This window comes from Candidatus Poriferisodalis sp., from assembly GCF_965204195.1.
GTDB lineage: Bacteria > Actinomycetota > Acidimicrobiia > Acidimicrobiales > Poriferisodalaceae > Poriferisodalis.
The window spans coordinates 503754-529550 of sequence record NZ_OZ241975.1 but is presented as its reverse complement, the minus strand read 5'-3'; the positions used below and the strand labels follow the sequence as shown (position 1 = coordinate 529550).

General features: G+C 68.2%; 19 protein-coding genes and 1 pseudogene. 2 read left to right on the top strand and 18 right to left on the bottom strand.

Annotation, left to right across the window (positions count from 1 at the left end; all coding sequences use genetic code 11):
- Positions 1 to 94: 94 nt before the first annotated feature.
- The 4 genes and pseudogenes from ACOGI8_RS02320 to ACOGI8_RS02305 form a co-directional block, all read right to left on the bottom strand.
- A complete protein-coding gene (locus ACOGI8_RS02320) occupies positions 95 to 841 on the bottom strand; it encodes a TetR/AcrR family transcriptional regulator (RefSeq protein WP_419855287.1) in 747 nt (248 codons plus the stop codon).
- A 69-nt stretch (positions 842 to 910) separates the two neighbouring features.
- Positions 911 to 1483, bottom strand: coding sequence for a type 1 glutamine amidotransferase domain-containing protein (locus ACOGI8_RS02315; protein ID WP_419856354.1), 573 nt, complete (start codon positions 1481 to 1483; stop codon positions 911 to 913).
- 219 nt (positions 1484 to 1702) lie between these two features.
- Positions 1703 to 3544: pseudogene (locus ACOGI8_RS02310) on the bottom strand (sulfatase-like hydrolase/transferase); the annotation flags it as partial.
- Complete coding sequence (locus ACOGI8_RS02305; RefSeq protein ID WP_419855286.1) at positions 3541 to 3984, bottom strand: SRPBCC family protein; 444 nt, start codon at positions 3982 to 3984, stop codon at positions 3541 to 3543. The pseudogene ACOGI8_RS02310 and the gene ACOGI8_RS02305, both read right to left, overlap by 4 nt.
- Before the next feature lie 100 nt (positions 3985 to 4084).
- Here ACOGI8_RS02305 and ACOGI8_RS02300 point away from each other — a divergent pair, with 100 nt between their 5' ends.
- Both ACOGI8_RS02300 and ACOGI8_RS02295 read left to right on the top strand, forming a co-directional pair.
- Complete coding sequence (locus tag ACOGI8_RS02300) at positions 4085 to 5209, top strand: TIGR03617 family F420-dependent LLM class oxidoreductase (RefSeq protein WP_419855285.1); 1125 nt, start codon at positions 4085 to 4087, stop codon at positions 5207 to 5209.
- Positions 5210 to 5309: 100 nt separating this feature from the next.
- Positions 5310 to 5660 (top strand): hypothetical protein, encoded by a 351-nt coding sequence (locus ACOGI8_RS02295; protein WP_419855284.1) that lies wholly within the window; start codon positions 5310 to 5312, stop codon positions 5658 to 5660.
- On the opposite strand, the gene ACOGI8_RS02290 is transcribed toward ACOGI8_RS02295, so the two are convergent.
- The 14 genes from ACOGI8_RS02290 to ACOGI8_RS02225 form a co-directional block, all read right to left on the bottom strand.
- On the bottom strand, positions 5661 to 6830 hold the full coding sequence (locus ACOGI8_RS02290; protein ID WP_419855283.1) for an amidohydrolase family protein: 1170 nt from the start codon (positions 6828 to 6830) through the stop codon (positions 5661 to 5663).
- Positions 6830 to 7402, bottom strand: coding sequence for an amino acid synthesis family protein (locus tag ACOGI8_RS02285; protein ID WP_419855282.1), 573 nt, complete (start codon positions 7400 to 7402; stop codon positions 6830 to 6832). Before ACOGI8_RS02285 ends, ACOGI8_RS02290 begins: the two co-directional genes overlap by 1 nt.
- Positions 7402 to 8865: a 4-hydroxyphenylacetate 3-hydroxylase family protein gene (locus ACOGI8_RS02280; protein WP_419855281.1), complete on the bottom strand. Its 1464-nt coding sequence runs from the start codon at positions 8863 to 8865 to the stop codon at positions 7402 to 7404. Before ACOGI8_RS02280 ends, ACOGI8_RS02285 begins: the two co-directional genes overlap by 1 nt.
- A gap of 69 nt (positions 8866 to 8934) precedes the next feature.
- Positions 8935 to 9798, bottom strand: a complete 864-nt coding sequence (locus ACOGI8_RS02275; protein WP_419855280.1) for a DM13 domain-containing protein — start codon at positions 9796 to 9798, stop codon at positions 8935 to 8937.
- Between the two features lie 129 nt (positions 9799 to 9927).
- Positions 9928 to 10464, bottom strand: a complete 537-nt coding sequence (locus ACOGI8_RS02270; protein WP_419855279.1) for a disulfide bond formation protein B — start codon at positions 10462 to 10464, stop codon at positions 9928 to 9930.
- Positions 10465 to 10512: 48 nt separating this feature from the next.
- On the bottom strand, positions 10513 to 12117 hold the full coding sequence (locus ACOGI8_RS02265) for an MFS transporter (RefSeq protein ID WP_419855278.1): 1605 nt from the start codon (positions 12115 to 12117) through the stop codon (positions 10513 to 10515).
- A gap of 62 nt (positions 12118 to 12179) precedes the next feature.
- Entirely contained in the window at positions 12180 to 13007 is an 828-nt protein-coding gene (locus tag ACOGI8_RS02260; protein WP_419855277.1) for an enoyl-CoA hydratase-related protein, read from the bottom strand.
- 58 nt (positions 13008 to 13065) lie between these two features.
- The gene (locus tag ACOGI8_RS02255; protein ID WP_419855276.1) at positions 13066 to 14499 is read right to left on the bottom strand and encodes a S1C family serine protease; all 1434 of its coding nucleotides are present in this window, start codon (positions 14497 to 14499) and stop codon (positions 13066 to 13068) included.
- Entirely contained in the window at positions 14499 to 15521 is a 1023-nt protein-coding gene (locus ACOGI8_RS02250; protein ID WP_419855275.1) for a phosphotransferase family protein, read from the bottom strand. The genes ACOGI8_RS02255 and ACOGI8_RS02250 overlap by 1 nt, the downstream gene beginning before the upstream one ends.
- Positions 15518 to 16369, bottom strand: coding sequence for a 3-hydroxybutyryl-CoA dehydrogenase (locus ACOGI8_RS02245; RefSeq protein ID WP_419855274.1), 852 nt, complete (start codon positions 16367 to 16369; stop codon positions 15518 to 15520). The genes ACOGI8_RS02250 and ACOGI8_RS02245 overlap by 4 nt, the downstream gene beginning before the upstream one ends.
- 55 nt (positions 16370 to 16424) lie before the next feature.
- Positions 16425 to 16853 (bottom strand): cobalamin B12-binding domain-containing protein, encoded by a 429-nt coding sequence (locus tag ACOGI8_RS02240; protein ID WP_419855273.1) that lies wholly within the window; start codon positions 16851 to 16853, stop codon positions 16425 to 16427.
- Between the two features lie 55 nt (positions 16854 to 16908).
- Positions 16909 to 20592 (bottom strand): adenylate/guanylate cyclase domain-containing protein, encoded by a 3684-nt coding sequence (locus ACOGI8_RS02235; protein WP_419855272.1) that lies wholly within the window; start codon positions 20590 to 20592, stop codon positions 16909 to 16911.
- 42 nt (positions 20593 to 20634) lie between these two features.
- Complete coding sequence (locus ACOGI8_RS02230; protein WP_419855271.1) at positions 20635 to 23178, bottom strand: ABC transporter permease; 2544 nt, start codon at positions 23176 to 23178, stop codon at positions 20635 to 20637.
- 33 nt (positions 23179 to 23211) lie between these two features.
- Entirely contained in the window at positions 23212 to 25794 is a 2583-nt protein-coding gene (locus tag ACOGI8_RS02225) for an ABC transporter permease (protein WP_419855270.1), read from the bottom strand.
- Positions 25795 to 25797: the final 3 nt, after the last annotated feature.

The window sequence follows — 25797 nt, the reverse complement described above, 5'->3', positions numbered from 1 at the left end:
ACCCTGGACCGCACAGCCGAAGTTCCTATGTCTCGCGACATAAGGTTCCTATGTCCTGAACCACCACACTGCCGAGGGCGCATGGACGGCCGGTTCAGGCGAGAAGCGTGTTCAGGGTCGAGGTGAGAATGGTCTTGGTCTCGGCGGCGGACAGGCCGCGGTGGCGGCGGAGGTAGTCGATCGAGTCGAGCTGGGTCAGCAGGTCGCCTGCCGCGAGCACTGCGTCGCCGTCTGCCGCCGTGCCTGACGTCGGCGTATCGGTCTCAGGCCGAGGCGAGCGCGACGCCGACCCGGGGGCGTCTGTCCCCGAGTCAAGCGTGCGGGCTTCGAGTTCGGGGGCGAACTGGAGCTTGAACTGCTGACGCATCTCGTCGCGGGCCGTGGCGAGCTGCTCGCTGATGCGAGGCAGCCGGTGGGCATGCGCCAGGGTCGCCCGGTATTCCGGACCGATCGAGTCGTACAAGCGCAGGCGCATCGCCACGAAGTCGTCGATGCGGCGGTCCAGCGGGCCCTTGCCGATGGCGTGCAGGCGTGTGAGGGGAACGGTGCGCTCACGGTTGCGCCTGATCGTGGCTTCGAGCAGCTCGCCCGGATCGGCGAAGTAGCGATACAGCGAGCGCAACGACAGTCCTGATCGGGCCGCCGCTTGCTCCATGGTTGGGAACAGCGACTCCTCGGCGAACATCTCGAGCACCACGTCGAGCACCGCGTTGATGTTGCGCTCCCGTCGAGCAACCCGGCCGTCCGCCGGCGTCGCATCATCAGGCGGAGGGCCAGCCTCCACACCCGGTGGCACCCGATCAGTCACTGATGCACGCACCCGCTTCTGACGCCCCGCCATCTGCGGTCACCTTGGCGCCGGGCGTATCGGATGACGCGCCTCCTCGGGCGCCGGCCGCATGCCGGTCAGTCATGACATGAGTCTGAGCATCTCGCGGGCCACCATCGGGGCGGCGTTCTGGTTCTGGCCGGTCACGAGGTTGCCGTCGACGACCCAGTGGTTGGCGAGCGGGTCGCGGAACCGGGTCACGCTCTCGAACAGGGCGCCGGCCTTGCGCAGCTCGGCCTCGGGATGCTGCGGCGTGGCGGTGATGCCCAGCTCCCGGACTTGCTTGTCGGTCACCCCGGTCACCCTGCGGCCGGCCACCAGCGGGCTGCCGTCGGCGGCCTTCGCCTTGAGCAGCCCGAGCGGGCCGTGGCAGACGCCGCCGATCACGCTGCCGCGCTGGTTGGCCTCGGTGATCTTGCGGCCGAGCTCCTCAGAGAACCCGAAGTCGAACGCCGCACCCCAGCCGCCTGCCAGGAAGACGATCGAGTAGGCGGCGATATCGACCTCGCCGATGGCGAGCGAGTCGTTCACCTTGGCCTTGAATTCGTCGTCGGCCAGGAATCGGTCGCAGGCCTCGGTGCGCACCGGGGCACGCACCGACTGGGGGTCCACCGGGACGACTCCCCCTGTGGGGCTGGCGATGTCCACCGACATGCCTGCATCGGCGAAGGCGTAGTACGGCACCGTCATCTCGCTGGCGAACACACCGGTCGGCTTGCCGATGTCGAGCACGCCGTGGTTCGTCGCCACGATCAGCGCCCGCCGCCCGGCGCCGTCGGCGTCAGTCGTCTCGGTGTCTTCCGGGTGCATGCCGAGCCGCTGCAGCACCTTGCGAAGCGCACGGGCGGGCGGTGGCACCTTCTTCGAAGCAGAACCCGTCGTGGCTGGGAGCGGGCTGGGCGTTCGGGTGGCGTAGGGCCATGGCTGGTTGCGCTCGGGCACAGCCTGGGCTCGTTCGACAGCCAAGCGCTGCTCCAGCTCAGCGAACACCTCCTTCGCGCTCGGGTCTGCCCAGCGGTTGTGCGCCTCGATTGGGTCGGCGTCGAGGTCGTAGAGCTCCCACTGATCGGGCAACGGCTCGGTGCGGTACACCTCTCCCGCAGGGCCGTCGGCCGCCAGATGCCGCACGCCTGGCTCGGTCCACGTCGCCGGATCGTCGAACGTGCGCACGATCTTCCACAGATGGCCCGCGTCGTCGTCCCCGGCCCCGTCCGTATCTCTGCCCCCGCCCGAGCCGCCGGCCCCACTCCCGGCCGTGCCTCCGGCCCCGGCCACCCGGCAGACCAGGCTCTCGAAGTTGGCACCCACATGGGCGGGCACCTGGATGCGCAGCGGCGGCGGCGTCCTGCCCATCCGGCGGGCCATCCCGCTGGCCCCCGAGTCGCCCTCGGGCATGTTGTCGCGGGTCATCAGATAGACAGCGCGGTCCCGATCGGGCTCGGCGTTGCCGTCGACCACATCCATCAGGTCACGGCCCGGCAGCGGGTGCACCTCGGTGTGGCTGCCCCGCAGCTCCTCGGCGGCCGACGCCGCATCGATCCCCGCCGCCGACAGCAGCGTCGGCACCAGATCGACATGCGACGTTGGCGCATCGACAGCCCGGCCAGCCGTCGCCTTCGAGCCCACCCGGGCGATCACGAACGGCACACGCGTCGCCTCGTCATACAGGTTGAACCACTTCTGATGCAGCCCGCCGTGGGCGCCCAGCAGCTCGCCATGGTCCGACGTGCGCACCAGCACTGCGTCAGACGAGCCGCCCTCGGTCACCGCACGGCGCACCCGGTCGAGCGGGCCGTCGACCTCGGCGTGGAGCCGGTAGTACAGGCTGCGGTACTCGGCCGCGTGGTTGCGGTACAGCCGCTCGACCGCCGGCGCTAGCCCGTAAGTGGTTGGGTACGACGCCCGGTAGGCAATCTGCGCCGCGGGCTTGGTGGACAGATCCTCGTCGTCGGTCGGCGACGGCGGTATCAGCGGCGGCTCGGCAGCGGTCAGCGGGATCTCGCCCCTGCCGCGGCGCAGCCAGGCCGGGCCGAGCCACACCGGAGCGAACACGATGTCATGGGGGTTGACGAAGCTGGCCACCAGCAGGAACGGCCGCAGCGCCGCCGCCTCGCCCGCCCGCCGGCGTGCGTACCGATCTTCCAGCCAGGCCACCACCCGGTCAGCGAACAGTGGGTCGCGCGCGAGGCCGCTGTTGGCCAGTGCGGCGCCATGAGGCTCGGGCCCGATCCAGCCGGAGAAGCCGAACTCGTCGAGCGGGTCGGCGTCGAGATACGCCTGCTCGGCGTCGCCGTCGATCTGACCCTCGTCGTCATTGGTCGCCAGCGGGACGCCCGCAGCGCCGACCAGGTCGGCGTGGCTCATGTGCCACTTGCCCTGGTAGTGCGTGTCGTAGCCGCCGGCCCGGAACCAGTGGCCCAGCGTGGGCACCTCGCCCGACCTCAGCCAGCGCATCCGGCTGTCGTCGGCCATCTTGCCGAGACCATTCGTCTGGGTGACGCCGTGCACGTCGGGGTACTGGCCGGTGAACAGCGTGGGCCGGCTCGGCACGCAGGCCAGCGATCCGGTGTAGTGGCGACCGAAAGACACGCCATGCTCTGTGAACCATGCGGCGCCCAGACCCTTGCGCCACGCACTGACCTCGGCCGGCTCGTAGGGAGGCGCGGCCCGCTCCTGGTCGGTCATCAAGATCACGACGTCGGGCCGAGCGTTCATCGAGCGGCCTTTCGCAGGTGATCGTCGAGGCCGTGCAGCATCTGGTTCGACACCTTCGAGAGCTGGCGGCTCAGCACCTTTGCTGCCAACTGCTGCGGCGGGCGCGGCCCGACATCCACGGAACTGGTCAGCGTGACCTCAGTCGAGCCGCCGTCATCGTCGAGCTGCCAGGTGTTGCGCAGCGACCGGATCGCCGACGGCAGTCCTTCCACGACGTAGCTGAGCCGTTCGCCATCAACCCACTCGACGACCCGTTCGACGACGGTCCTGCGGCCGGACTGGATCCGCCGCACCGTTCCCACACCTTCCCGTTGGGCACTCAGCAGGCACGAATGATCCACGATGGGAGCCCAGCGAACGATCTCGCCGAAGTCCGCCAGCACCGCCCACACCTCTGCGGCCGGTGCCGGGACCCTCAGCGTGGCCGTGGTGTCGCTCACGCCGGCCACCCTAGCCCCGGCGCCATCAATTGTCGTGAAGACTGGCACTTGTTTCCACCCGTGCGGCGCTGACTCATTGCTCGGGGCAGGTTCGCAGCGGGTGCGAGGCACAGGCGGCAGCGCTTATCACGGCGCCAGCGAGAACAGCAGCCGGCCGGCGTCCGCGGCAACATTGGACCCCAGCAAATCGGAGAACCCCATGCACGTCAGCGCCACCCTGCCCCAGCACAACCTGCGAGCCGTGCCCGACGAGGTGCGCCGGATCGAAGCCGACGGCTACGACTGCGTCGTCACCATGGAGAACCGCCACGAGCCGTTCATCCCGCTGGGCATCGCGGCCGTGCACAGCGAGCGGGTGCGGCTGGCGACCAGCGTGGCCATCAGCTTCCCCCGCAGCCCCATGGTGACGGCGTCAACCGCCTGGGATCTGCAGGCGGCCTCGGACGGGCGGTTCGTGCTCGGCATCGGCAGCCAGGTCAAGGGGCACAACGAGCGGCGGTTCAGCGTGCCGTGGTCGGCACCGGCGCCCCGCATGGCCGAGTACGTGCAGGCGATCCGTGCCATCTGGCATACATGGTCGACCGGCGAGAAGCTGAGCTACGAGGGCGAGCACTACCAGTTCTCGCTGATGACGCCCAACTTCACGCCCGAGCCGATTGACGCAGCCCCGCCGATCATGATCGCTGCGGTCGGGCCCGCCATGCTGCGGGTGGCCGGGCAGCACTGCGACGGCGTGCGCCTGCACGGCTTCTGCACGCCGGACTACCTGAGACGGGAGGTGATGCCCGAGTTGCAGACTGGCCTCGATCGGGCCGGGCGCAGCCGCAGCGACTTCTGGATCACTGGCGGCGGGTTCATCTGCACCGGCCCCGACGACGAGACGGTCGACCGCATGGTCGAGTGGGTGCGCTACCGGATCGGCTTCTACGGCAGCACGCGGGCGTACTGGCCGGTGCTCGAGCAGCACGACCTGGGCGATCTCGGCGAGAAGCTGAATCACCTGTCCCGCAACGACGGCTGGGGCGAGATGGCCGGCTGCGTCGACGACGACGTCGTGCGACTGTTCGCCGCCGTTGGGCGTCATGACCAGATCGGCGGTGCCATCGCGGATCATTTCGACGGGCTGGTCGACGAGGTCAACGCCTCAGTGTCGATGGACATCGGCGCCGACCTGCCGCCCGACGTGATCCAAGACATCCAAGCCATCCCCACCGACGGCAGTTGATCCTGCGCGGGGGCGCGGCCACCATCAGACGGGTGTCACAGGCCCCTGCAAGACTGCGCTCACACCCGCAGGAGATTCTGCGGCAGCGAAGGGAGTGCCTATGTCAGAAGCAATCGTGGAAGTCCGCGACTACACCATCGATCCCGAGTGGTTCGAGGCGTACAAGGAGTGGGCCGCCGAGCACGCAGCGCCGTGGCTGCGGGAGAACCTCGACGTCATCGACTTCTGGGTTGATGACGGTCACGAGCCCGAGGTCGCCGGGTCGGATCCGCAGGTGTCGCCGCACGGCCAGCCGAACGTGTGCTGGATCATCCGATGGCCCAGCCGCGAGGCCCGCGAGGAGGGCTTCAGGTCACAGCTCAGCGGCCCCGAGTGGCAGGCGATCTGGGCGAAGCACCCCAACCCGAACGCCTACCTCCACCTCAACGTGCGCTTCATGGTGGCTGCCTGATCAGAACTCGCGAAGCACCGACGAGCGGGCCACTTGCACCTGGCGGGTGGTGGGCGGCGTGTTGCGGCTGCGGCCGACGAATCGGGGCACACCGTCGGTGATCACGGCACCCACCGCAACCATGTCGCCGTTCTTCATGGCATCGAGCGCGGTGTCCTTGGTGCCGCCGAGCGGGGCGTCGATCACGATCAGGTCGGCGTCGCGGCCCGGGGCGATCAAGCCGTTGTTCAGCCCGAACATCCGAGCCACGTTGCCGGTGGCGGCGCCGATGAGGTCAGTCACCTCCAGGTCGCTGACTGCCGCCATGTGGATGATCGTGTAGAGCATCCCGAGCGGCATGATCCCGCTGCCGGTGGGCGTGTCGGTGCCGATGAGCAGGCGGTCGAAGGCGTCGTGGCGGTGGGCTGCTTCGGCGGCGAGGATGCCGGTGCGCAGGTTGCCCGCAGCGCACACCTGCATGCCCATCCCGGTCGGGGCGATCATGTCGTAGTAGCGGTCTTCGATGGCGACCGGGCCACCGTTGATGTGGAACGAGATGTCGGGTTTGATGTCGAGCACGTCCTCGCCGGTCACCGGGAACGTGCCGGGGATCGAGCAGCCGCCGGTGTGCAATGTCGTGACAAGTCCGGCCTCTTTGGCCATGGCCACGAGCTCGACGTAGTCCTTGGCGCTCTCGACGGCACCGAAGCCGGCCTTGGAGAGCCACACCCCGTCGGCTCGCACGGCGGCGAAGTCGTCCGGCTCGAGTCCCGGCTCGAGCAACAGCGACCCGGCGTGGACGCGCATGCCGCCGGGCCGGAAGTTCTCGTAGCACTTGTGCGCAGCGACCGCGAGGGCCTTCACACCGGCCAGGTCGTGCGGTCGACCAGGGATGTGCACCTCACCGGCCGACAGCGCCGTCGTCGTGCCGCCGTGGAGGTAGCTCTCGAGGTAGCCGACCGTGTTCTGGCGGGGCGTGAAGTCGCCGAACGCCACATGCACATGCGAGTCGATCAGGCCCGGCGCCACCGTGGCACCGCCGGCATCGATCACCACGTCGCACGACCCGAGATCAGCATCGCCGATGGATTCGATCAGGCCGCCGTCCGCTACCACCGTGTCGGCCTCAACGAACGGATCGCGCCAGTCCCCCGACAGCACGGCGCCGATGTTGGTGATTGCCGTCCGCATCAGGTCAGCCCGTCCTCGCCGACGGCTTCGTCAATGCTGAGGCCACCGACTCGGTGATGGGGTCTGCCGCGGTTGGCGAAGCAGCAGATCACGGCGATCTCGTCGGGCAGCGGGGCGTCGTGCAGGGTGATGCTCATGGCGTCGTAGTGCGAGCGCACATACAACGCATCCTTGTACGCCAGCGGGATGTCGATGGACGCCCCGGGCTGCGCACGCTTGGCCGCCGAGGAGATCCAGGCCGAGCCGCCGCCGGCCGCTTCGCGCAGCACATTGCCGTACGGGGTGGTCAGCAGCGCCACGCCGTGCTCCTGCTCGCCGTCGAGCCCCACGATGGCCGCCTTGCCATAGCTCTCGATCGAGTACGGCTTCATCTGCTCCACCGCCAGCCCAGCGATCTCGTTGCCGATCTCGACGCTGGCCTCGTAGTACGGCGACAGATCCTGCACGTGACGCCCCGCGTACTCGTTGCGGACGACCGCCACCACGGCCACCTTGCGCAGCACCGGATCGACCGCCTCGCCGGCCTCGCTGCGCGTGTCCTCCACGAACGTAAGCATCTTGCGAATCTCCATCAGCGTCCCTTCCAGTCGGCGTCGTTGCCCTGGAGCATCGCTTCGAGCAGCCGGTCGGCGCCCTCCCAGTCGTAGGTGCGAAAGCTGTGGCCCTGGGTCACGAACTGGGCGCCGGCGTAGAACATCTCGTACTGGGTGTGACGGCTGGCGAACTCCGAGCCGACAGCGTCCCAGGCCAGCTTCAGGAACTTCATCCGCTCGTAGGCCCCCTCGCCCTCACGAGCCGACACCAGCGTGCTGTCGAGCACACTGGCAACTTCCGGATTGGACAGATCTTCGACCGACGACGGCAGCATGATCAGCCCGCCGCCGGCCAGCTCCCGGATCTCGGTGATCAGCTGCGGGTACAGCGCCTGCGTGGTGACCTGCGCCGAATACAGCAGGTGCCGGTTGGGCACGTAGTACTCGCCCATACGACATCCACTGGCCTCCATGCCGAACAGCAGACCCTCGATCGAGGCCACCCGGGCGGCCAGCTCGCCCAGCTTCCCCTGCACCATGTTCAGCGTGCCGATGGTCTCGGTAAGCCGTCGGGCCACCGCCAGCAGGAACCGGAGCTTCACCACCAGCCGAACCTGCGCTTGGTAGTTCTGGTACACGTGCCCCGGCGTGTCATGGAACTGCCGCCGGCACATGTCGACATCGCGGTACACGAAGACCCGCTCCCACGGCACGGTGACGTCGTCGAAGTAGATGATGGCGTCGTTCTCGTCGAACCGGTGTGACAGCGGGTTGTCGAACGGGCTGACGGCATGTTGCTCGAAGCTCTTGCGCGACACGATCTTGATGCCCGGCGTGTCGAGCGGCACGGCGAATGAGATGGCCAGATCCTCCTCGCCGGCCTGAAGCGGCTGCAGGTTCGCGACGAAGACCTCCTCGGCCATGATCGAGCCGGTCCCCAGCATCTTGGCTCCACGCACCGTCGGCCCGTTCGGCCCCTCGTCGACGATGTGGGTGCTGATCTGCTTGGGCTGATCGCCCCACGCCCGCGACCGGTCGCCTTGGGGGTTGATGATCACGTAGGTGAGAAAGATGTCGTTGGCCCGGGCCCACTCGTAGTAGTCCCAGTAGGCCTTGGCGCAGCGGGGGTTGTGCTCTTCGAACAGCTCGAGCGCCATGAGCTGACCCGACACGGCGCAGGCCAGATGATCGGGCGAGCGGCCCATGTAGCCGGCATGCAGCTCGGCCCAGGCCGTCATGGCCTGACGCTTGGCGACCAGCTCGTCATAAGAGCGAGGCATCTGCCATGCCCGGTTAACCCGCCGGCCGTCCCCGATGTCGAACGTCATCAGGTCCTGATTCGCGGCCTGGAAGTCGTACAGCCCAGCAATGGCCCGACAGCTCTCGGCAAACGCAGGATGCTCAGCGACCCGGGTGATCAGCTCGCCATCGAGAAAGACCGCCCGGTCGGTGTCGAGCGCAGCCAGATGGGCCCGCCCGTCCTTGACCGCCCCCGCCATCATGCCCGGACCTTAGAGGCTGGGCCGAATCGCCAAACCGTGACCCATGCGGCCAGAGCGGCCGGCGGCTGGCTAGTTCATCGGCGCGAGCGCAGCGGTGCCGAAGACCACGCGGAATCGGACGCACCAGACCGACACGGTGTTGTAGCGGTCGAGATCGACATCGCTGGGAATCACGAAGTTCTGCGCCCCGATGTTGCCCTTCAGGTCGCCCAGGTCGATGAAGTCGCCCACAAGATCATCGACCGATGCGTCGGGGCCCGCCGTGTGCAGGTACACGTTGAGGTCCGGGCCGTTGTCGGTGGCGAAGTCGTCGTCGAACCGCAGGAACGTCTGCGTGCCGTCGGTGAGCACCACCGCCGTGCCCTCGGCCGGGTGCGACCGGGGCCCGAAGCTGCCCACGTAGGCCACCCGCACACCCTGATCCTCGGTCTCCCCTGATTCCCCAGAATCGCTGGACTCGGCAGACTCAGTGGACCCGTCGGAACCGGCGGACGCGTCAGATTCAGCGGGCTCGCTGGGCTCACCGGATGCGTCAGTCTCGGCAGACTCGGCGGACTCGCTGGTTCCAGCAGACCCCGCTGAACCGTCAGTCTCCGCAGTACCGGCTGACCCGTCTGATGCGTCAGTGTCAGCATCATGCTCACCCACCGACATCGACTGGTCGGCGGGCTGGTCATCGCTGCCGGTCTCGGCGACGGCAGCCGTCGTCGCAACGGGACCGGCCTCGAGCGCCTCGCTAATCAGCTCGTCGATGTCGACCTCGACGGCGAACTCGGGGCCCGCCTCGTCGACCACCTCATCCACGAAGATCAGATGGAACGCAAAGACGAAGAACACCAGGTAGATGCCGACCCCGATCACACCGGCAACGCCGAGGCCTGCCGCCCAGCGCCCGCCAGTGGATCGAGGAATCAGCCGTGACAGAAATCTCATGAAACCCTCTTCATCATCACCACCACCGTAGGAGCCTTTCGCGCCCCCTCATGTTCAGGCGCGAAGCATGACTGACGGCCCGCAACGAACGGGAGCGAATGATGCCGGCGACGGAAGGCGCTTGCGGCATCAGGCACGGTGGCGCGACAGGTTCAGCAGCACACCGACGAGCACGAACACGCTGCCGGCCATGTAGGGGATCGACACGAACCCGAACTCCCACGCGTACCGCACGGCGCACGGGCTCGTGATGCTGCACGTCGTGGCGCCCTCCAGATCCGGGAAATGCTGCAGCAGGTAGTGCCACGTCGACATCGCAGCGCCCGCCAGGCACATCGGCAGCCCGTACAGGTGAACCCCGCGATCCCGCCGAAACCAACCCACAACAAGCACCAACGCGAGCGGGTACATGGCGATGCGCTGGAACCAGCACCAGCGGCACGGCTCCAGATGCGCAATCTCGGACAGGTACAGCGAACCGAGCGCGGCACCCAACGCAAACAGCGCCGCAACGCCCACAACCGCCCGGGCGCCGACAACCGCCGCCCCGCGGGCGTCCGAGCCGCGCCCACGTCGGAGCACGGCCGCCGCCACGAGGCCCAGCGAGGCGACATTGCACGCCAGCGCGGCCACCGCGAACAGCCGGAGCATCTGATCCAACGACACCGTCGCTCAGCGTGCCAGACGCACGCGCCCGGCATCAACGCGAATCGGCTAGCGATCTGACTGGCCAGGCCGACTCATCGGAATCCACAGCGACATGAACCCGACGCAGGCGGCAATCAGGAAGAACACGAGCGCCCGCTGGTAGTAGATCAGCGAAGCCGCACCGGAGTCTTCAGTGAGCACCGCAAAGAGCGCCGCTATGCCGATCGCCGCGGATGCGTAGCGCAGCGTGTTGAACAGCCCGCTGACTTCCCCGAAGTATTTCTCGGGCACCGCCTTGAGCGCCACGCTGTTGAGCAGCGGCACGCACATGCCCCAGCCCAAGCCAAACAGGGCGATGCTGGGCGCCATGACGAACCAGTAATTCGGCGTGGTCCCCAACGTCAGCACCATCCAGCCGACGGAGGCGATCTGCATTGCCGAGCCGGTCCGGCAGAAGCCGACCGCATTCCAGCGTTCGCCCAAGCGGCTGAACGTGATCGTGGAGAATCCCGCAGCGATCGGGCCCAGTGTGAGCGCCAGCCCGACCGCTGCCACCCCGTAGTTCCACACATTGAGCAGGAACAACGGCCACAGCAGCCACAGCGACTGCGACGAGAGGCCGACGAGGAAGTTGGCCAGCTGCGTCACCCACACGTTGCGCCGACGGAACAGGTGCAGGTTCAGCAACGGTTCCTGATGGCGTAATGAATTGAAGACGAAGACTGCCAGTGCCACCACACCGACCCCGCCGAGTGCCAGTGCGACAGGCGAGAGCAATCCCCAGTCTTTGCCCTGCATGAGCGGCGTCACGATTGCCAGCAGTGCCACCGTGCCGGCGGTCGCTCCCACGATGTCGAGCCGCTGGTGTCTCGGCGGTGTCGGCTGTTCTCGCAGTACGCGCCAGCCCACGACAAAAAGCAGCGCAGCAATCGGAGCGCTCACGAAATACAGCACGCGCCAACCCGCTGCGGCCAGCATCAGCGTGGACACCTGGGGTGCAATCGCGGCGGCCAGCGGCCCCGATGCCGACCAGAGTCCCACCGCGGTTGTTCGTCTCGACTCGGGGAACAACGGCAGCACAAGACTCAGCGACGCCGGAAGGATCGCTGCACCGCTGATCGCCTGCAGCACTCGGGCCATGTTCAGCGTCCACACGGTGGGCGCGATGGCGGAGAACACCGCTGACAGCGCGAACAGCGCCAGCCCGATCTGGAAGATGCGCTTGCGGCCGATCCTGTCGGCGAGACGTCCGGCCAGCGGCAGGAACGCAGCCGTGCCGATCATGAACCCGGCGATGCCCCAGCCCACGTCGGAGGCCGTTGCGCCGGCGAAGCCGTCGCGGATCGAGTCGAGCGCCAAGTTGGAAGCCGTGCTGTTGAAACCCACCAGCACCGTTCCCAGCGACGCCACAGTGAGCGCCCGCCAAGCTCGGCCCGACACCGCTTCGCGAACTTGCGGAGGCGCTGGAGGAACCTGACGATCTGCAGCGGGGACGGGACGAGCCGCCGTGGCCGACCGAACTGCAGAGGCCGGACGGGGTGCCGCGGCCAGGCCGTTTTGCTGACCGGCCTGGCCATCGCGACGTTCGATGACCGGGGTGCCTGACCCAACGCGTGCGACCTGCGGGACGCGCGCCAGATCAACCTGACCTGGTTCGACCTCGTTCCGCATCCGTACCAGCGTACGGCTCAGCCCGCGCCGCCAATCGCAGAAATCGAATGGTTGTTAGAGGATCAACGACCGTGGAACACCGGGTCGCGCTTCTCCACGAAGGCCTGCGCCGCTTCCTTGTGGTCGTCGGTCTGGCCGGTGTGGATGTGGTGCGCCGCCTCCATGTCCAAGCACTCGCCCATGTCGCCGTGAACTGCCCGGTTCAGGTTCTCCTTCATGTACCGGTACGCCACGGTCGGGCCGTTGGCCAGCCGCCGGGCAATGGCACCCACCTCGTCCATCAGGCTCTCCGCGGGGAACACGCCGTTCACCAAGCCCAGCGACACCGCCTGATCCATGTCGACCCGGTCGGACAGGAAGTACAGCTCACGCGCCTTGGCCGAGCCGATCAGCCGAGACATGAACCACGTGCCGCCGTAGTCGCCGCTGAACCCCACCCGGGCAAACGCGGTGGTCATGATCGCGTTGGGCGCCGCATACCGCAGGTCGCACGCCAGCGCCATCGACAGGCCAGCCCCAGCAGCCGCCCCCGGCAGCGCCGCAATGGTCGGCTTGGGCATCTCGTACAGCTTCCCCGAGGTATCGCGCTGGTTGCGGCGCTGGTTGTGCACCCGGGCGTCGTACTGCAGCGGGCTGCCGCCGCCCTCGCCGCCAGCGGCCGCCATGCCCTTCACATCGCCGCCGGCGCAGAACGCACCGCCCGCACCGGTCAGCACCAGCGCCCCCACGTCTGATGCCACCTCGGCATCGGCAATGGCAGCGACGAGCCCGTCCATCATCGGCGTGGACATCGCGTTGCGACGGTCGGGACGGTTCAGCGTGATCGTCATCACGCCGTCGGTGATCTCGACAGCGATGTCGTCGGTCCCGGTATCGAAGATTCGGCTCATCGTGCTCTCCTTGCGTTCAGCCCCCGCAGTATCGCGAACCGCTGTGACACGCGCCCGACTACTCGTCGTCGGTCGGGAACGAGCCGAGCGTCACCTCGATGACGCGCTGAGACCCATCAGATCCGATCAGCGTCACCTCTGCTGAGTCGCCGGGCACCAGCGCCAATATCTCGGTCACCAAGTCCAGGCTGCTCTCGATCCTCACACCGTTGAACGCCACGATCACATCGCCCACCACGATGCCCGCCGCATCGGCCGCCTCGCCCTCCACCACGATCACGACCACCGCGCCCGAGGTCACACCCGGCGGCAGTTGAACATCCGGCGGCGCATCTCCGGTGTCTTGGCCGGGCTCGACCGTCTCGGGCCCCGCATCGCCCAGATCGTCGAGATCGGGGGGACCTTGGGTTGCCTGCCACTCGAGCAGCGTGTCCACCGACACGAGGCTCACGCCGAAGAATGCCCGCGCCTGCACGATGCCCTCGAGCAGCTGGTCGATGACCGGTCGGGCATGATCGATCGAGACGGCGTAACCGATGCCCTCCACGAAGCCGCCTGCGATGGCGGTGTTGATGCCGATAACCTCGCCGGCCGCATTCACCAGCGGCCCCCCGGAATTGCCGGGATTGATGGCCGCGTCGGTCTGGATCAGCCGGACCAGGCGCTTGCTGTCTTCCAGCTCGATCGAGCGGTTCAAGCCCGACACGATCCCCGCCGTGACGGTTGGCTCGCCGACGATGCCGATGGCGTTGCCGATGGCGATCACCTCGTCGCCGACTTCCACACCCGCACTTGAGCCCAGCCGAACCGTCGGCAGATTGACGACCTCGACTTGCAGCACCGCCAGATCGCGGGTCGTGTCGACCCCGATGGCCTCGGCCCGAGTCCGCTCGCCGCCGAAGAATCGCACCTCGATGCTCTCAGCCTCCTCGACGACATGTGCATTGGTGACGATCAGGCCGTCAGAGTCCACGATGAAGCCTGACCCTCCCCCGTCGCCGCCGTCAGGCGTCGTGACATCGACAATCACCACCGCCTCTTGCACGGCCTCCAGCACGGCCTTCACGTTGATGTGCGCGAGACGGTCTCCCAGCGGCGCACCAGCGCCGGAAAACCCGCCCTCCAGCAGCTGCTCCAGGTAGGAATCGTTGCCCCCGAGGCTGTCCAGCACCACCTCGTTCCTGCTTGCCGACAACGCAGCGCCGCCCTCGGCTGCAGTCACCGATGCGGCAACCGCATCGGTCGCGGCGATTGCCTCATCAGCATCCCCTGGACCCGCAGCAGATGTCGCCGGTGCCTGCGAGCCGACGCCGCCACCGGCGGCGACGGGAGGGGCGCTGTCATCGCCCGCCAGCACGATCACCAGCAGCAACCCGGCCGTCAGCGCTCCGATGAGCGCCCCCACCGCGCCTGCGATACCGACCAGCAGGCACCCCGGCCGCCTTGATGTTGCCTGGTCTGCTGGTTCGACGGGCAGATCCGGTTCAGCCATCAGCGAACGGCGAGGCGTTCGGCTGCGCTGGTCGACAAGAAATCGACGTTCTCACGGAACTGATCGGTGTCGGTGTCCTCGGCGTCTGCCATCGCCCCGTGCAGGTACCGGTTGAGCACGCCCTCCGATATAGCAGCCAGACGCCAGTACGAGAACGCGCGGTAGTAGTCGACCTGCGACAGGTCACGCCCCGACGCATCGGCATACCAATCCAGCATCTGGCTGCGGGAAGCGAATCCGCCCGCCTGCGTGGGCGCCGAGGAGCCCGCCGACACCTCATCGGGCGACACCCAGTTGTTCATCAGGTAGCCCACATCGGCCATGGAGTCGCCGAGCGTGCACAGCTCCCAGTCGAGCACCGCAACGATGTCGCCGGAACCCGACAACATGTTCCCCAGCCGGTAATCGCCATGGACGATCGCCGAGCCGACCTGCTCAGGCTTGCGAGCCTCCAGCTCCGCAGCGACCTCGTCCATGATCGGCAGCTCACGAGTCTTGGACTGCTCCCACTGGCGCTTCCAGCGACGCAGCTGCCGCCCCAGGTAGTCCTCCCGCCGCCCCAGATCGCCGAGCCCCACATCGTCGGGCTCGATCGCATGCAGCTCGGCCAGCACATCAGCCACCCGCCGGCTCAGCGGCACACGCTCGCCGTCAGGCACCAGCGCCGCCTCGTCCGCCGAATGCAGCACCGCCCCCTCCTCGTAGCTCATGACGTAGAACGGCGCCTCGTTGACGGTCTCATCGGCGCACAGCGCGATCGCCCGCGGCACCGGCACACCGGTCTGCCCAACACCCGAGATGATCTTGTGCTCCCGACTCATGTCGTGCGCCGTGGCCAGCACATGGCCCAGCGGCGGCCGCCGCAGCACCACCGACGAGCCGTCGGCGCAGTGCACCCGGTAGGTCAGGTTCGAATGCCCGCCGGCGATCAGCTCAAAACGCAGCGGCTGAGCGGCCTGCGGCACATGGGCGGCAAACCACTCGCTGACCGCAGCGGCATCGATGCCGACCGGCACATTCATCCGTAGGTGTAGAAGCCCCGGCCGGTCTTGCGCCCCAGCAGCCCCGCGTCGCACATGCGGCTGAGCATCGGCGGCGGCGCGTAGAGCTGCTCTCGGAACTCCTCGTAGAGCGATTCGGCCACCGCCATCGTCGTGTCAAGCCCGATCAGATCGCACAGCGCCAGCGGACCCATCGGGTGGTTGCAGCCCAGCACCATGCCGGCGTCGATGTCCTCGGTCGAAGCGAAGCCCGACTCGAGCATCCGCACGGCGGACAGGATGTAGGGGATCAGCAGGGCATTCACCACGAAACCGGCCCGGTCCTGGCTGTCCACCACCCGCTTGCCGAGCCGTTCCGATGCGAACGACCGGCAGCGCTCGGCCGTCTCCTCCGCAGTCAGCAGCGACGAGATGACCTCCACCAGTCCCATCACCGGAACCGGATTGAAGAAGTGCATGCCGATGACCTGCGACGGCCGATCGGTGGCCATGGCCAGCTTCATGATCGGGATGGCCGACGTGTTGGAGGCCATCACGGCATTGGGATCGTCGAGCACCTTGGACAGCCGGCCGAACACGTCCAGCTTGGCCGGCTCAGACTCGACCACCGCTTCGATCACGAACTCACGATCCGCCAGCTCGTCAAGATCGAGGCCGAACGACATGGCGCCCAGCGCCGACTCCCGCCCCGCTTCGTCGAGCTTGCCGGCGTTGACAGCCCGGTTCAGGCTCTTCTCGATGCGGGCCATGCCAGCGGTCAGCGCATCCTCGTTGACCTCCACGATCTTCACGTCGCACCCGTTGCGGGCCGCAACCTCGGCGATGCCCGACCCCATCAGGCCGCAGCCCACCACACCGATCTTGTCCATGAGCCCCTGCCCTCAACTCGACGCCGTGGGCAATCTACCGCTCATGGCCCGCTGACTACCTAGCCGACGCCCCGGGAGACTCATGACTCGCGCGGCGGGATCGCTCGATGGCCTCGTTCACCGCAGCCACCACCTCGTCGGCGGTGGCGCCGGGGGTGAGCACTGCCGCCACGCCCGCCTCGCGCATCGACTCAAGGTCGCCGTCGGGCACGATGCCGCCCAGGATGACCGGGATGCTCTCGGCGCCGGCCTCGCGCAGGCGCTCCACCACCAGCGGCATCAGCGCCTCATGGGCGCCCGACAGCATCGACACCCCGATGGCGTCCACGTCTTCGTCGATGGCGGCGGCCACCACGCTTTCGGGCGTCTGGAACAGCCCGGTGTAGATGACCTCGAAGCCGGCATCCCGCAGCATGCGAGCCACCACCTTGACCCCGCGGTCATGCCCGTCAAGACCGAGCTTGGCAATCAGCACCCGTGACACGGGCCGAGATTACCGGCCTGCCCTGCTGATCTGCCGTGCCGATCTGCCCTGCCGGTCAACTGTCCATCAGTCCGGGGAACGGAATGGCCTCGGGCAGCGGACCGGTGATCACCGGCGCCGCGGCCTCCAAGCCGGCGGCAAGCCGGAACGCCGTCTCCCAGCCCGTCGGGCGCGCTCCGAGCTGCGCGATCCCCACCTCCGCCTCCGACCGCAGCGCAGCAGTGTCGGGCGCATCGAAGCACTCATGACCGATGGCACGGGCCAGCCGCACCACGGTCTGGCTGAGCCGGCTGTCGGTGGCCTCGGTCAGGATCATCACCTGCTCGAACGCCGCCTCCATCGCCGGCAGGTCGGCATCACGGGCGTGCGCCAGCGCCCGTGCCACCAAGGCATTGCGCACGTCGACGTAGGTGCCGGTGCCGCTGGCCATAGCGAAGCGCGACTGCTCGAGTGCGTCCACCGTGCGCCCGGCGGTGGCATAGGCGATGGCGAGGCACGAGTGCAGATAGGTCGACGGCAAATCCGCAGTGGGAACGGCCTCGAGCGCAGCAATGGCGTCCTCCGCCTGGCCGAGCTGCGCCAGCGCCAGCCCCAGCGAGACGTCGAGATCACGCTGGCCGATCACTGCGGTCTGGTCGGGGCCCCGTCCCGGCTCGCGCGGCCGCTGATCAGCCGGCTGCTCCCAGCCGGCACGGGCCAGATCCTCACTGACCATCTCGGGCTGGCCCATCTGCACCGCGGCACCGGCCCGCACCGCCCGGGCGAATCCCTCCAGCGGCTGGCCCGGCATGTCGTTGGCCCGCTGCAGGCATTCGGCCAGCATCGCCCGGCTGCGCTGCAGCTCGCCGACGGCCGCGTACGCCCGGCCCAGCAGCCCCATCGCCTGCACCTCGCCGAAATCGCTGTGCACGTCGCGGAACACCTGCTCGGCAGCCTTGGCCCGCTCGACGGCATCCGCCGCCCGGCCCGACCACAGGCTGAGCGACCCCAGCAGCAGGTCCATCATGGCCTCGGTGAAACGCTCGCCCCGCTCGTGGGCGATGGCATGCACCGACGTAGCCAGCTCCTCGGCCTCGTCACGATCCCCGGCATGGAAGCGCAGGAACGCGAGCAGCCCTTCCGCCGTCGCCAAGCCGACCGTGTCGCCCAGATCGCCGAACCGTTCGATGGCAGTGGTGATGCGATCGCCGGCCTCGTCGATCAAGCCCTGCTCGAACGACAGCCACGCCAGATTCTGCAAGCACCACGCCACGCCGCTCTCGTCGCCCAGGTGCCCGAACGTGCCGTTGGCCTCGTTGATGTAGCGGTCGGCCCGGGCGTACTCGCCGGCTCGCAGCGAGGCCAGCCCCCGCAGCCGCAGCGACTCGGCCGCCTCGCGCACCTCGCCCAGCGTGCGGAACTGGTCGAGCGCATCGGCCAGCAGCTTGTCGGCCGCCGCGTGCTCGTCGCCGGCAAGAGCCACCTCGCCCAGCACCCGCAGCCCATGAGCCGCAGCGAGCCGGTTGCCGTTCAGCGTTGCGAGCGCTCGGGCCAGCTCGGCATCGGCATGGGCGCCGTGCAGCTCCCCCAGCCGCAGGCGTGCTGACGCCCGGCCCAGCGCCATGTCGATGAGGCGCGGGTCGGCATCGCCGAGCATCTCGATGGCACGCCGGTAGAACTGCGCCGCGGCGTAGTGGCTGTCTCGGGCCGCGGCCCACTTGCCGGCACGGCCCAGCCACTCGATGGCCACCTCGGTCATGCCGCCCTCGAACGACTCAGGATCTGCAGCGGTCTTGCTGGCTCCGGGCTGACCGGCGTCGGCACCCATCTCCACCGCCGAGGCGAAGTGATCCGCAATCACGCCCACCGAGTCGCTGGCAGGGTCGTCGCGGTTCTGCGCCAGCCACAGCGCGACGTCGAGGTGCCGTTCGGCCCGGTCGGTCTTGGTCAGCATGCTGTACGCCACGTCGCGCACCACGTCGCTGCGGAACGTCCAGACATCTGCCTCGCTGGTGAAGATGTCCTTGTCGACCAGCCGCTGGAAGGTGGCAGCGTCGCTCTCGGCACTGGTGTCGGGATTGGTGGCCGCCGTCATCTCGAGCAGCTCGCTGGTCGAGCCGCCGCCGCCGAGCACCGATGCGGCGTCCACCAGCCGCCGCTCGGGCGAGCTCAGCGTGTCGAGACGGGCCGCAACCAGCCCGCGCAGCGTGTCGGGCATCTCGGCCAGCGATCGTTCCTCGTGATCCGGGCGAGCACCAGGACCCACCACGCCCGACTCACGCAGCAGCACGCACATCTCTTCGAGGAAGAACGGGTTGCCGCCGCTGCGCTCGTAGAGCTGATCGGCCAGGTAGGCGGGAGCGCTGCCGCCCAGCAGCTCGGCGGCCAGCTCGGCGGTGGCCTCGCGGCTCAGCGGATCCAGGTTCAGCACCACCGTGCTGTGGCGACCCGGCGGCACCGTCCAGCGCTGCTCGTCGACGTTCCAGCGGGCCGTGGTGATGACCACGAACGGCTGGTTGGCCAGTGCTGCCAGCAACTGCTCGAGCACGCTGAGCAGCCGCTCTTCGGCCCAGTGCACGTCGCTCAGCAGCAGCACGACGGGCTGGCGACGCGTCATCGCTCCCAGGAAGCGGCGCAGGGAGCGGAAGGTGGCCTCGGCGCGCCACTCGATCTCGGCGGGGTCGCCGCTGCCCACCCGGCCCAGCACGGCGAGCACCACGTCGGTGATCTCGTCGATCTCCTCGTAGTTGACGATCTGGCTCTCGCCGTTGTTGTTCGTGGGCCGCAGCACGTCGGCCACCAGCGACGAGATGCGCCGGGTGGCCTGCACGGTCGAGTCGCCGGCGTTCACCCCTGCTGCGGTCGCGATGGCATCGCCCAGGCAGCGCAGCGGGTTGGTCTCGTCGTAGGGCAGCGCCATGCTCTCGAGCACCATCGCGTCATGGCGTTCGGTGGCGCCGTGCGCGGCTTCACGGGCGAGGCGCGTCTTGCCCATGCCGGCCTCGCCCACGATCTGGCACAGCCCCGCTCGGCGGCGGGCCACTGCGGTGTCGATCGCGGTTTCCAGCAGGGCATGTTCGAGATCGCGCCCCACCAGCGGCGAGATCGTGGCGCTGCGGTGGCGACCGGGCGGCGCCAGCTCGCCGCTGGCCAGGAAGACGGGCACGGGCTCGTCACGCCCGCGCAGGCCGATCTCGCCCCGCGGCGTGTAGTCGACGATGCCGACCGTGGCCGCCTGCGTCGTCGGGCCCACCAGCACCTCGTCGGCCTCGGCCAGCGTCTCCAAGCGGCTCGCGATGTTGACCGTGTCGCCCATGGCCGTGTAGTCGCCGCCGGCCCGCAGCGCCCCTACCAGCACCTCGCCGGTGTTGATGCCGATGCGGATCCGCAGGTCGAGATTGCGCTCGGCGTTGAAGGCTTCCAGTGAGCGCTGCATGCGGAAGGCGGCCCGCAGCGCCCGCTCAGGGTCGTCTTCATGCGCCGTCGGCGCGCCGAACAGCGCCAGGATCGCGTCGCCGATGATCTTGTCGACCGTGCCCCCGAAGGCAGTCACGTCGGCCACGAGCCGCTGGAAGCACTGGTCGATCAGATGCTTGATCTCTTCGGGGTCGGCGGCCTCGCTCATCGAGGTGAACCCGACCAGGTCGGCGAACAGCACCGTGACGACGCGGCGCTCCTCGGTAGAGACGAGCAGGTTGCCGCAGGTATGACAGAAGCGTGCGCCCTGCGGGACCTCGGTGGCGCACGCAGGACACTTCATCGCGGCATTCTAGAAACGACGCCCGGAACAGGCTGAAACCCGCTATTCGTGGGCGATCGCGTCCAGGATCTCCATGCGCCCGGCGCGGCGGGCCGGCAGCACTGCTGCCAGCAGACCCGCCAGCCCCGCAACCACGATGTAGACGGCCAGCGTTGCGTAGGGCACATCGACGGTGGTGATGAACGAGTCTGGCGTGGCCAGCGAACCGGCCACGCCCAGCACGGTGCCGACCACCACTCCCAGCAGGCCGCCGAATGTGGCGACGATCGCCGCTTCCCAGCGCACGGCCCGACGCAGCTGGCGCCGGGTCATGCCCACGGCTCGCAGCAGGCCGATCTCACGAGTGCGCTCGAACACCGACAGCGCCAGCGTGTTGGCGATGCCGATCAGCGCGATCACGAACGACAGGCCCAGCAGCACCGTGATCACCGCGAAGATCGAGTTGACCAGGCTCTGGTTGGCTTCGCGGAACTCGACCCGGTTCTCGCCGATCACGCCGGGATAGCGGTTGACCACATCGGCGAGAGCGACCTGGCTGCTTTCGGCGTGGCCAGCATGAGCCAGTGCAGTGCCGAAGCGGTAGTCGCGGCGGCCGAAATGCTGCTCCCACAAGGCGTTGTCGATGAGCCAGTTGCCGTAGATGGCCGCGTCGGTGAAGATCGCTGTCACGGTTAACGTGACGGTCTCGTTGTCGGGGAACGTCGCCTCGAGCGTGTCCCCGACGGCGACGCCGAGATCCCCGGCGGGGTCGACGTGCAGCGCGATGCCGGTGAGCGGATCACCACCGGTGATCGACCCCGAGATCACGTCGCCGTCCATGTGACGCTCCACCGTGTCGAAGTCGGCAGTGACCACATCACGGCTGTCGCCGTCCACGACCATCCCGCCGAAAGCCACCCGGTAGCCGACGACGCTCTCGATCTCGTCGCGATCTTCGAGGTCGTCGAGAAGCTGCGCCGGAAAGCCAGTCGCAGGATCGAACGGTGATGCTTCGCTGCGGACGAAGTAGTCGGCCCGCACGGCGTCGCTGAGGACATCGGCGATCGTGCTGCTCACCGAGGCGCCGACGACCGACGTCGTCGCCATCAGCGTCACGCCGATCATGAGGGCGCCGGCGGTGGACGCCGTGCGTCGAGGGTTGCGGGCCGCGTTCTCGCGCGCCAGCCGGCCCGGCATCCCGAACAGTGCCTGGATGGGCCGTCCCAGCACGCGCACCACCGGCCGCGCAATCGCCGGACTGGCGACGTTGAGGCCCACGAAGGTGACGAGCGCGCCGATGCCCGTCAGTGCGAGCACCGCGGCGGTGCTGCCAACCCCGGCCATGCCCAGCGCCAAGCACACCACGCCCGCAGCGGTGACGGCTCCGCCCACGGCAACCCGTCGGCGCCACCCGCTGCGCTCGATGCGGTAGTCATGCGCCAGCGCGGCAATCGGCGTGATGCGGCGCGCCCGCATGGCAGGCACGATCGAGGCGATCATCGTGACGCCCAGACCGATCACCACCGCCAGCACGACGGTGCGCGGCCGCAGCACCAGCGGCCCCGACGGCAGGCCGAAGCCGCTCGCACGGATGGCCGCCCGCATGACGAGGCTGACCAGCATGCCCACGGCAATGCCGATCGCGGTGCTGAGCAACCCCACGATCGCCGACTCGACCACGATCGAGCGCGACACCTGCTTGGGCGTGACGCCGATGGCCCGCCACAGCCCGATCTCGCGCACCCGTTGAGTCACCACGATCTGGAACGTGTTGTTGATGATGAACGCCGACACGAACACCGCGATGAAAGCGAACACCAGCAGGATCGAGGTGAAGATGTTGAGGACAGTCTGGAACTGCTCGGTCTGCTCCTCGGCGGCAACCTCCTGGGTGATCACCTCGTAGTCAGCACCCACCGCCGCGCCGATTGCCGCGCGGACCTCGGCGACGTCGGCGTTCACGAGCACGCGTATCTCCACCAGCCGGTCGCCGAAGCCCAGGAACTCCTGGGCGGTGTCAGTGTCGAACACCGACATGGTCTGCCCGAGGCTGGTGTTGGTGTCAGGCGATCCGAAGTTGAAGATGCCGACCAGCTCGAAGGGCTGCGAGCGAACCGGCCCGTTGATGTCGTAGGTCTCGCCGACCCGCAGGTCGTTGTTCGTCGCCGTCGTTGCATCGACGACGAATTCCCCGGACCCGTCCGGAGGTTCGCCCTCGATGAGGAAGAAGACCCGTGACGAGAAGTTCATGCCCAGCGCGGGCGGGCCCTGCGGCCTGATCGCATTGCCGTCGTCGTCCACGATGACCACGTTGCGCGCCTGCACGGTGCCGGAGGCCTCGACCACGCCGTCTATCGCCGCCACTTCGTCGAGCAGTGAGTCCGGCATGGTCGGGCGGTCGGCCTCGTTGCCGATCTCCTGCGCGGCCCGCACGGTCAGGTCGGTCTCGCCGGCGATGTCCTGCGCTAGGTCGCCGAAGGTCGAGCGCAGACTGTCAGTGAGCGCGAACGTGCCCACCACGAACGTCACGCCGGTCACCACCGACAGCGTCGTGAGCGCGAAGCGGATCTTCTTGTCGAGCAGATTCCGCAGGGCGAGCTTCAGCACTGCTTCACCTGCCCCGCACCTGTCCGACCGGCGTTACTCGTCTGCGATCGCGTCGAGCACGTTCATCCGGCTCGCCCGGAATGCCGGGAACAGCGCAGCGATCAGCCCGAACGCCACCGAGATGACCAAGAAGAACACCAGCTGCGCCGCCGGAATCGAAACAGTGTCGATGATGTCGTCGGGGATCGCCGCCGAGGTGGCCAGGCCGAACGCCCCGCCCAGCACCACGCCCACCACGGCGCCGTACAGCGAGACAGCCGCAGCCTCCCAGCGGATCATGCGCCGCATCTGGCGGCGGGTCATGCCGACCGCTCGCAGCAGCCCGATCTCGCGGATGCGCTCGAACACCGACAGCGTGAGCGTGCTCACGATGCCGATCAGCGCGATCAGCAGGGCGAAGCCCAGGAACACGTTCACCAGCACGAGCACGGTGTTCAAACTGGACTCCACGCTCTCCTGGAACTCCTGACGGTCTTCGAGCACGGCTTGTGGGTAGCCGGTCATCACCTCGTCGATGGCTGCGCGAGCGGCCTCGGGGTCGTCGATGTCGGAGCGCACCAGCACGATGTCGTCGAAGGCAGTGGTTGCCACCTGCTCATACTGGGCGCTGTCGATGATCCAGTTGCTCCAGAAGGCGCTGCCGTCGAAGATGGCCGTGACCGTGACCGTACGGCGGTCTCCGCTGACGAAAGTCAGGTCGACCTCATCACCGAGCGCGAGACCTTCGTCTCCGGCGACGTCGCTGTGTATCAGCAGCCCGGTCTGGGGGTCGAAGCCGTCCAGCGTGCCTTCGGTCACGTCGATATTGACCACGGCGTCGAGGTCGCTGACGTTGGCGGCGGTGAGCGTGGACTGCACCACCGTGGCCTGCACTTCAGTGCTGCTGGATCCGATCTGCACGAGATCGAAATCGAATCCCACTGGTGTGCCGATGCCGGCGGCGCGGATGTCGGAGCTGAGCGTCTTCGGCAATCCGGCCTGCGTGTTCACGCTCACGATGAAATCGGCATTCACTGCGCTGGCCAGGCGATCGCCGAAGGACACCTTGAGAGACTGCCCCACGATCGACACCATGGTCACTAAGGCCAAGCCGATCGTGAGCGCCACCGCAGTGGCGGAGGTGCGCCGCGGGTTGCGAGCGGCGTTGGCACGGGCCAGCCGACCCGAGATCGGCATGATCCACTCAAGCGGTCGCGCCAGCAGTGACACCACCGACCTGGCCACCAGCGGGCTGAGCACCGACACTGCCACGAAGGTGATCGCGGCGCCGGCGCCGAGCGTGCTGAGCTGCGGCGTCGCACCGTCGAAGTCGCCGAACAGGCCGAGACCCGTCAGCACCAGACCGATGGCCAGCAGCACACCGCCGCTGGCCAGCCGCTTCCAGCCGAGGCTGGCACGCTCTTCGCTGGTTGTGCCCTCCGACAGACCCGCCACCGGCGAGATGCGCGAGGCCTTGATGGCGGGCACCAGAGATGCCAACACCGTGAAGCCCACACCCACCGCCACCGCCCACAGCACGGTGCGCGGCGTCAGCGGCAGCGAGCCTTCGGGCAGCGAGGCCCCGAGCGCGTTGAACAGGCTCTTGATCCCGAGCGCGCCCAGCATTCCCAGGCCGAGCCCGGCCACCGAGGCGATGACGCCGATGATCGCCGATTCGGTCAGCACCGACATGCGCACTTGCAGGGGTGTGGCACCGACAGCCCTCAGCAGCGAGAGCTCCCGCACCCGCTGGCCCAGCACAATGTTGAACGTGTTGGAGATGATGAACATGCTCACGAACAGCACGATGAACGCGAACACCAGCAGGATGGTCTGGAACGGCCCGATGAAGGTCTCGGTGGCGTCGCTGAATTCCTCTTCGGAGTCGGCGGCGGTGATCACCTCGACGCCGTCGGGCAGTACGGCTTCGATGCGGGCCTGCAGCTCGGCGATGTCGGCGCCTGCTTCGGCCCGCACGCTGATCACGGTGAACTCGCCGGGGTAACCCAGCACTTCCTGGGCTGTCGCCGTGTCGAACAGCGAGAAGATGGCGCCGATGCCGGCATTCTCGGGAAAGCCGAACTGCGCTGCGCCCGTCAGTGTGAACTCGCGCGGACCGGTGGGTGTCACCACCTGGTAGGTGCCGCCGAGCTCGAAGTCGTGGCCGTCGTCTTCGAACGTGGTGATGTCGATGGCGAACTCGCTGCCGCCGACGGGCCAGCGGCCCTCCATCAGGTAGAACTGGCTCAGCGACTCGTCTTCGAGCCAGTTCGTGCCGGCCACCGGCGGCCCGAAGGTGGTCACGGCTTCGCCGTTGCCGTCCACCGGGATCACGCCGTCGACGAACAGGCCGCCCTTGGCGATCTCCACGCCGTCCACCGCAGCAATGTCGTCGACGAGGTCAGCGGGCACGGCGGGTGCCACGGCTTCGGTGATCTCGCCGAACGGCAGCTCGCCTCGCACCGTGTAGTCGGTGCCGGTGTTGATGTCCTCAGCGAGCTGGTCGAAGCCCGAACGCAGCGAGTCGGCCGTCACGAACGACGCCACCACGAAGGCCACGCCGATGACGATGGTGCTCGCGGTCAGCGCAAACCGGATTTTGTGCGCGAGCAGCGATTTGATGCCGAGTCGCAGCATGTA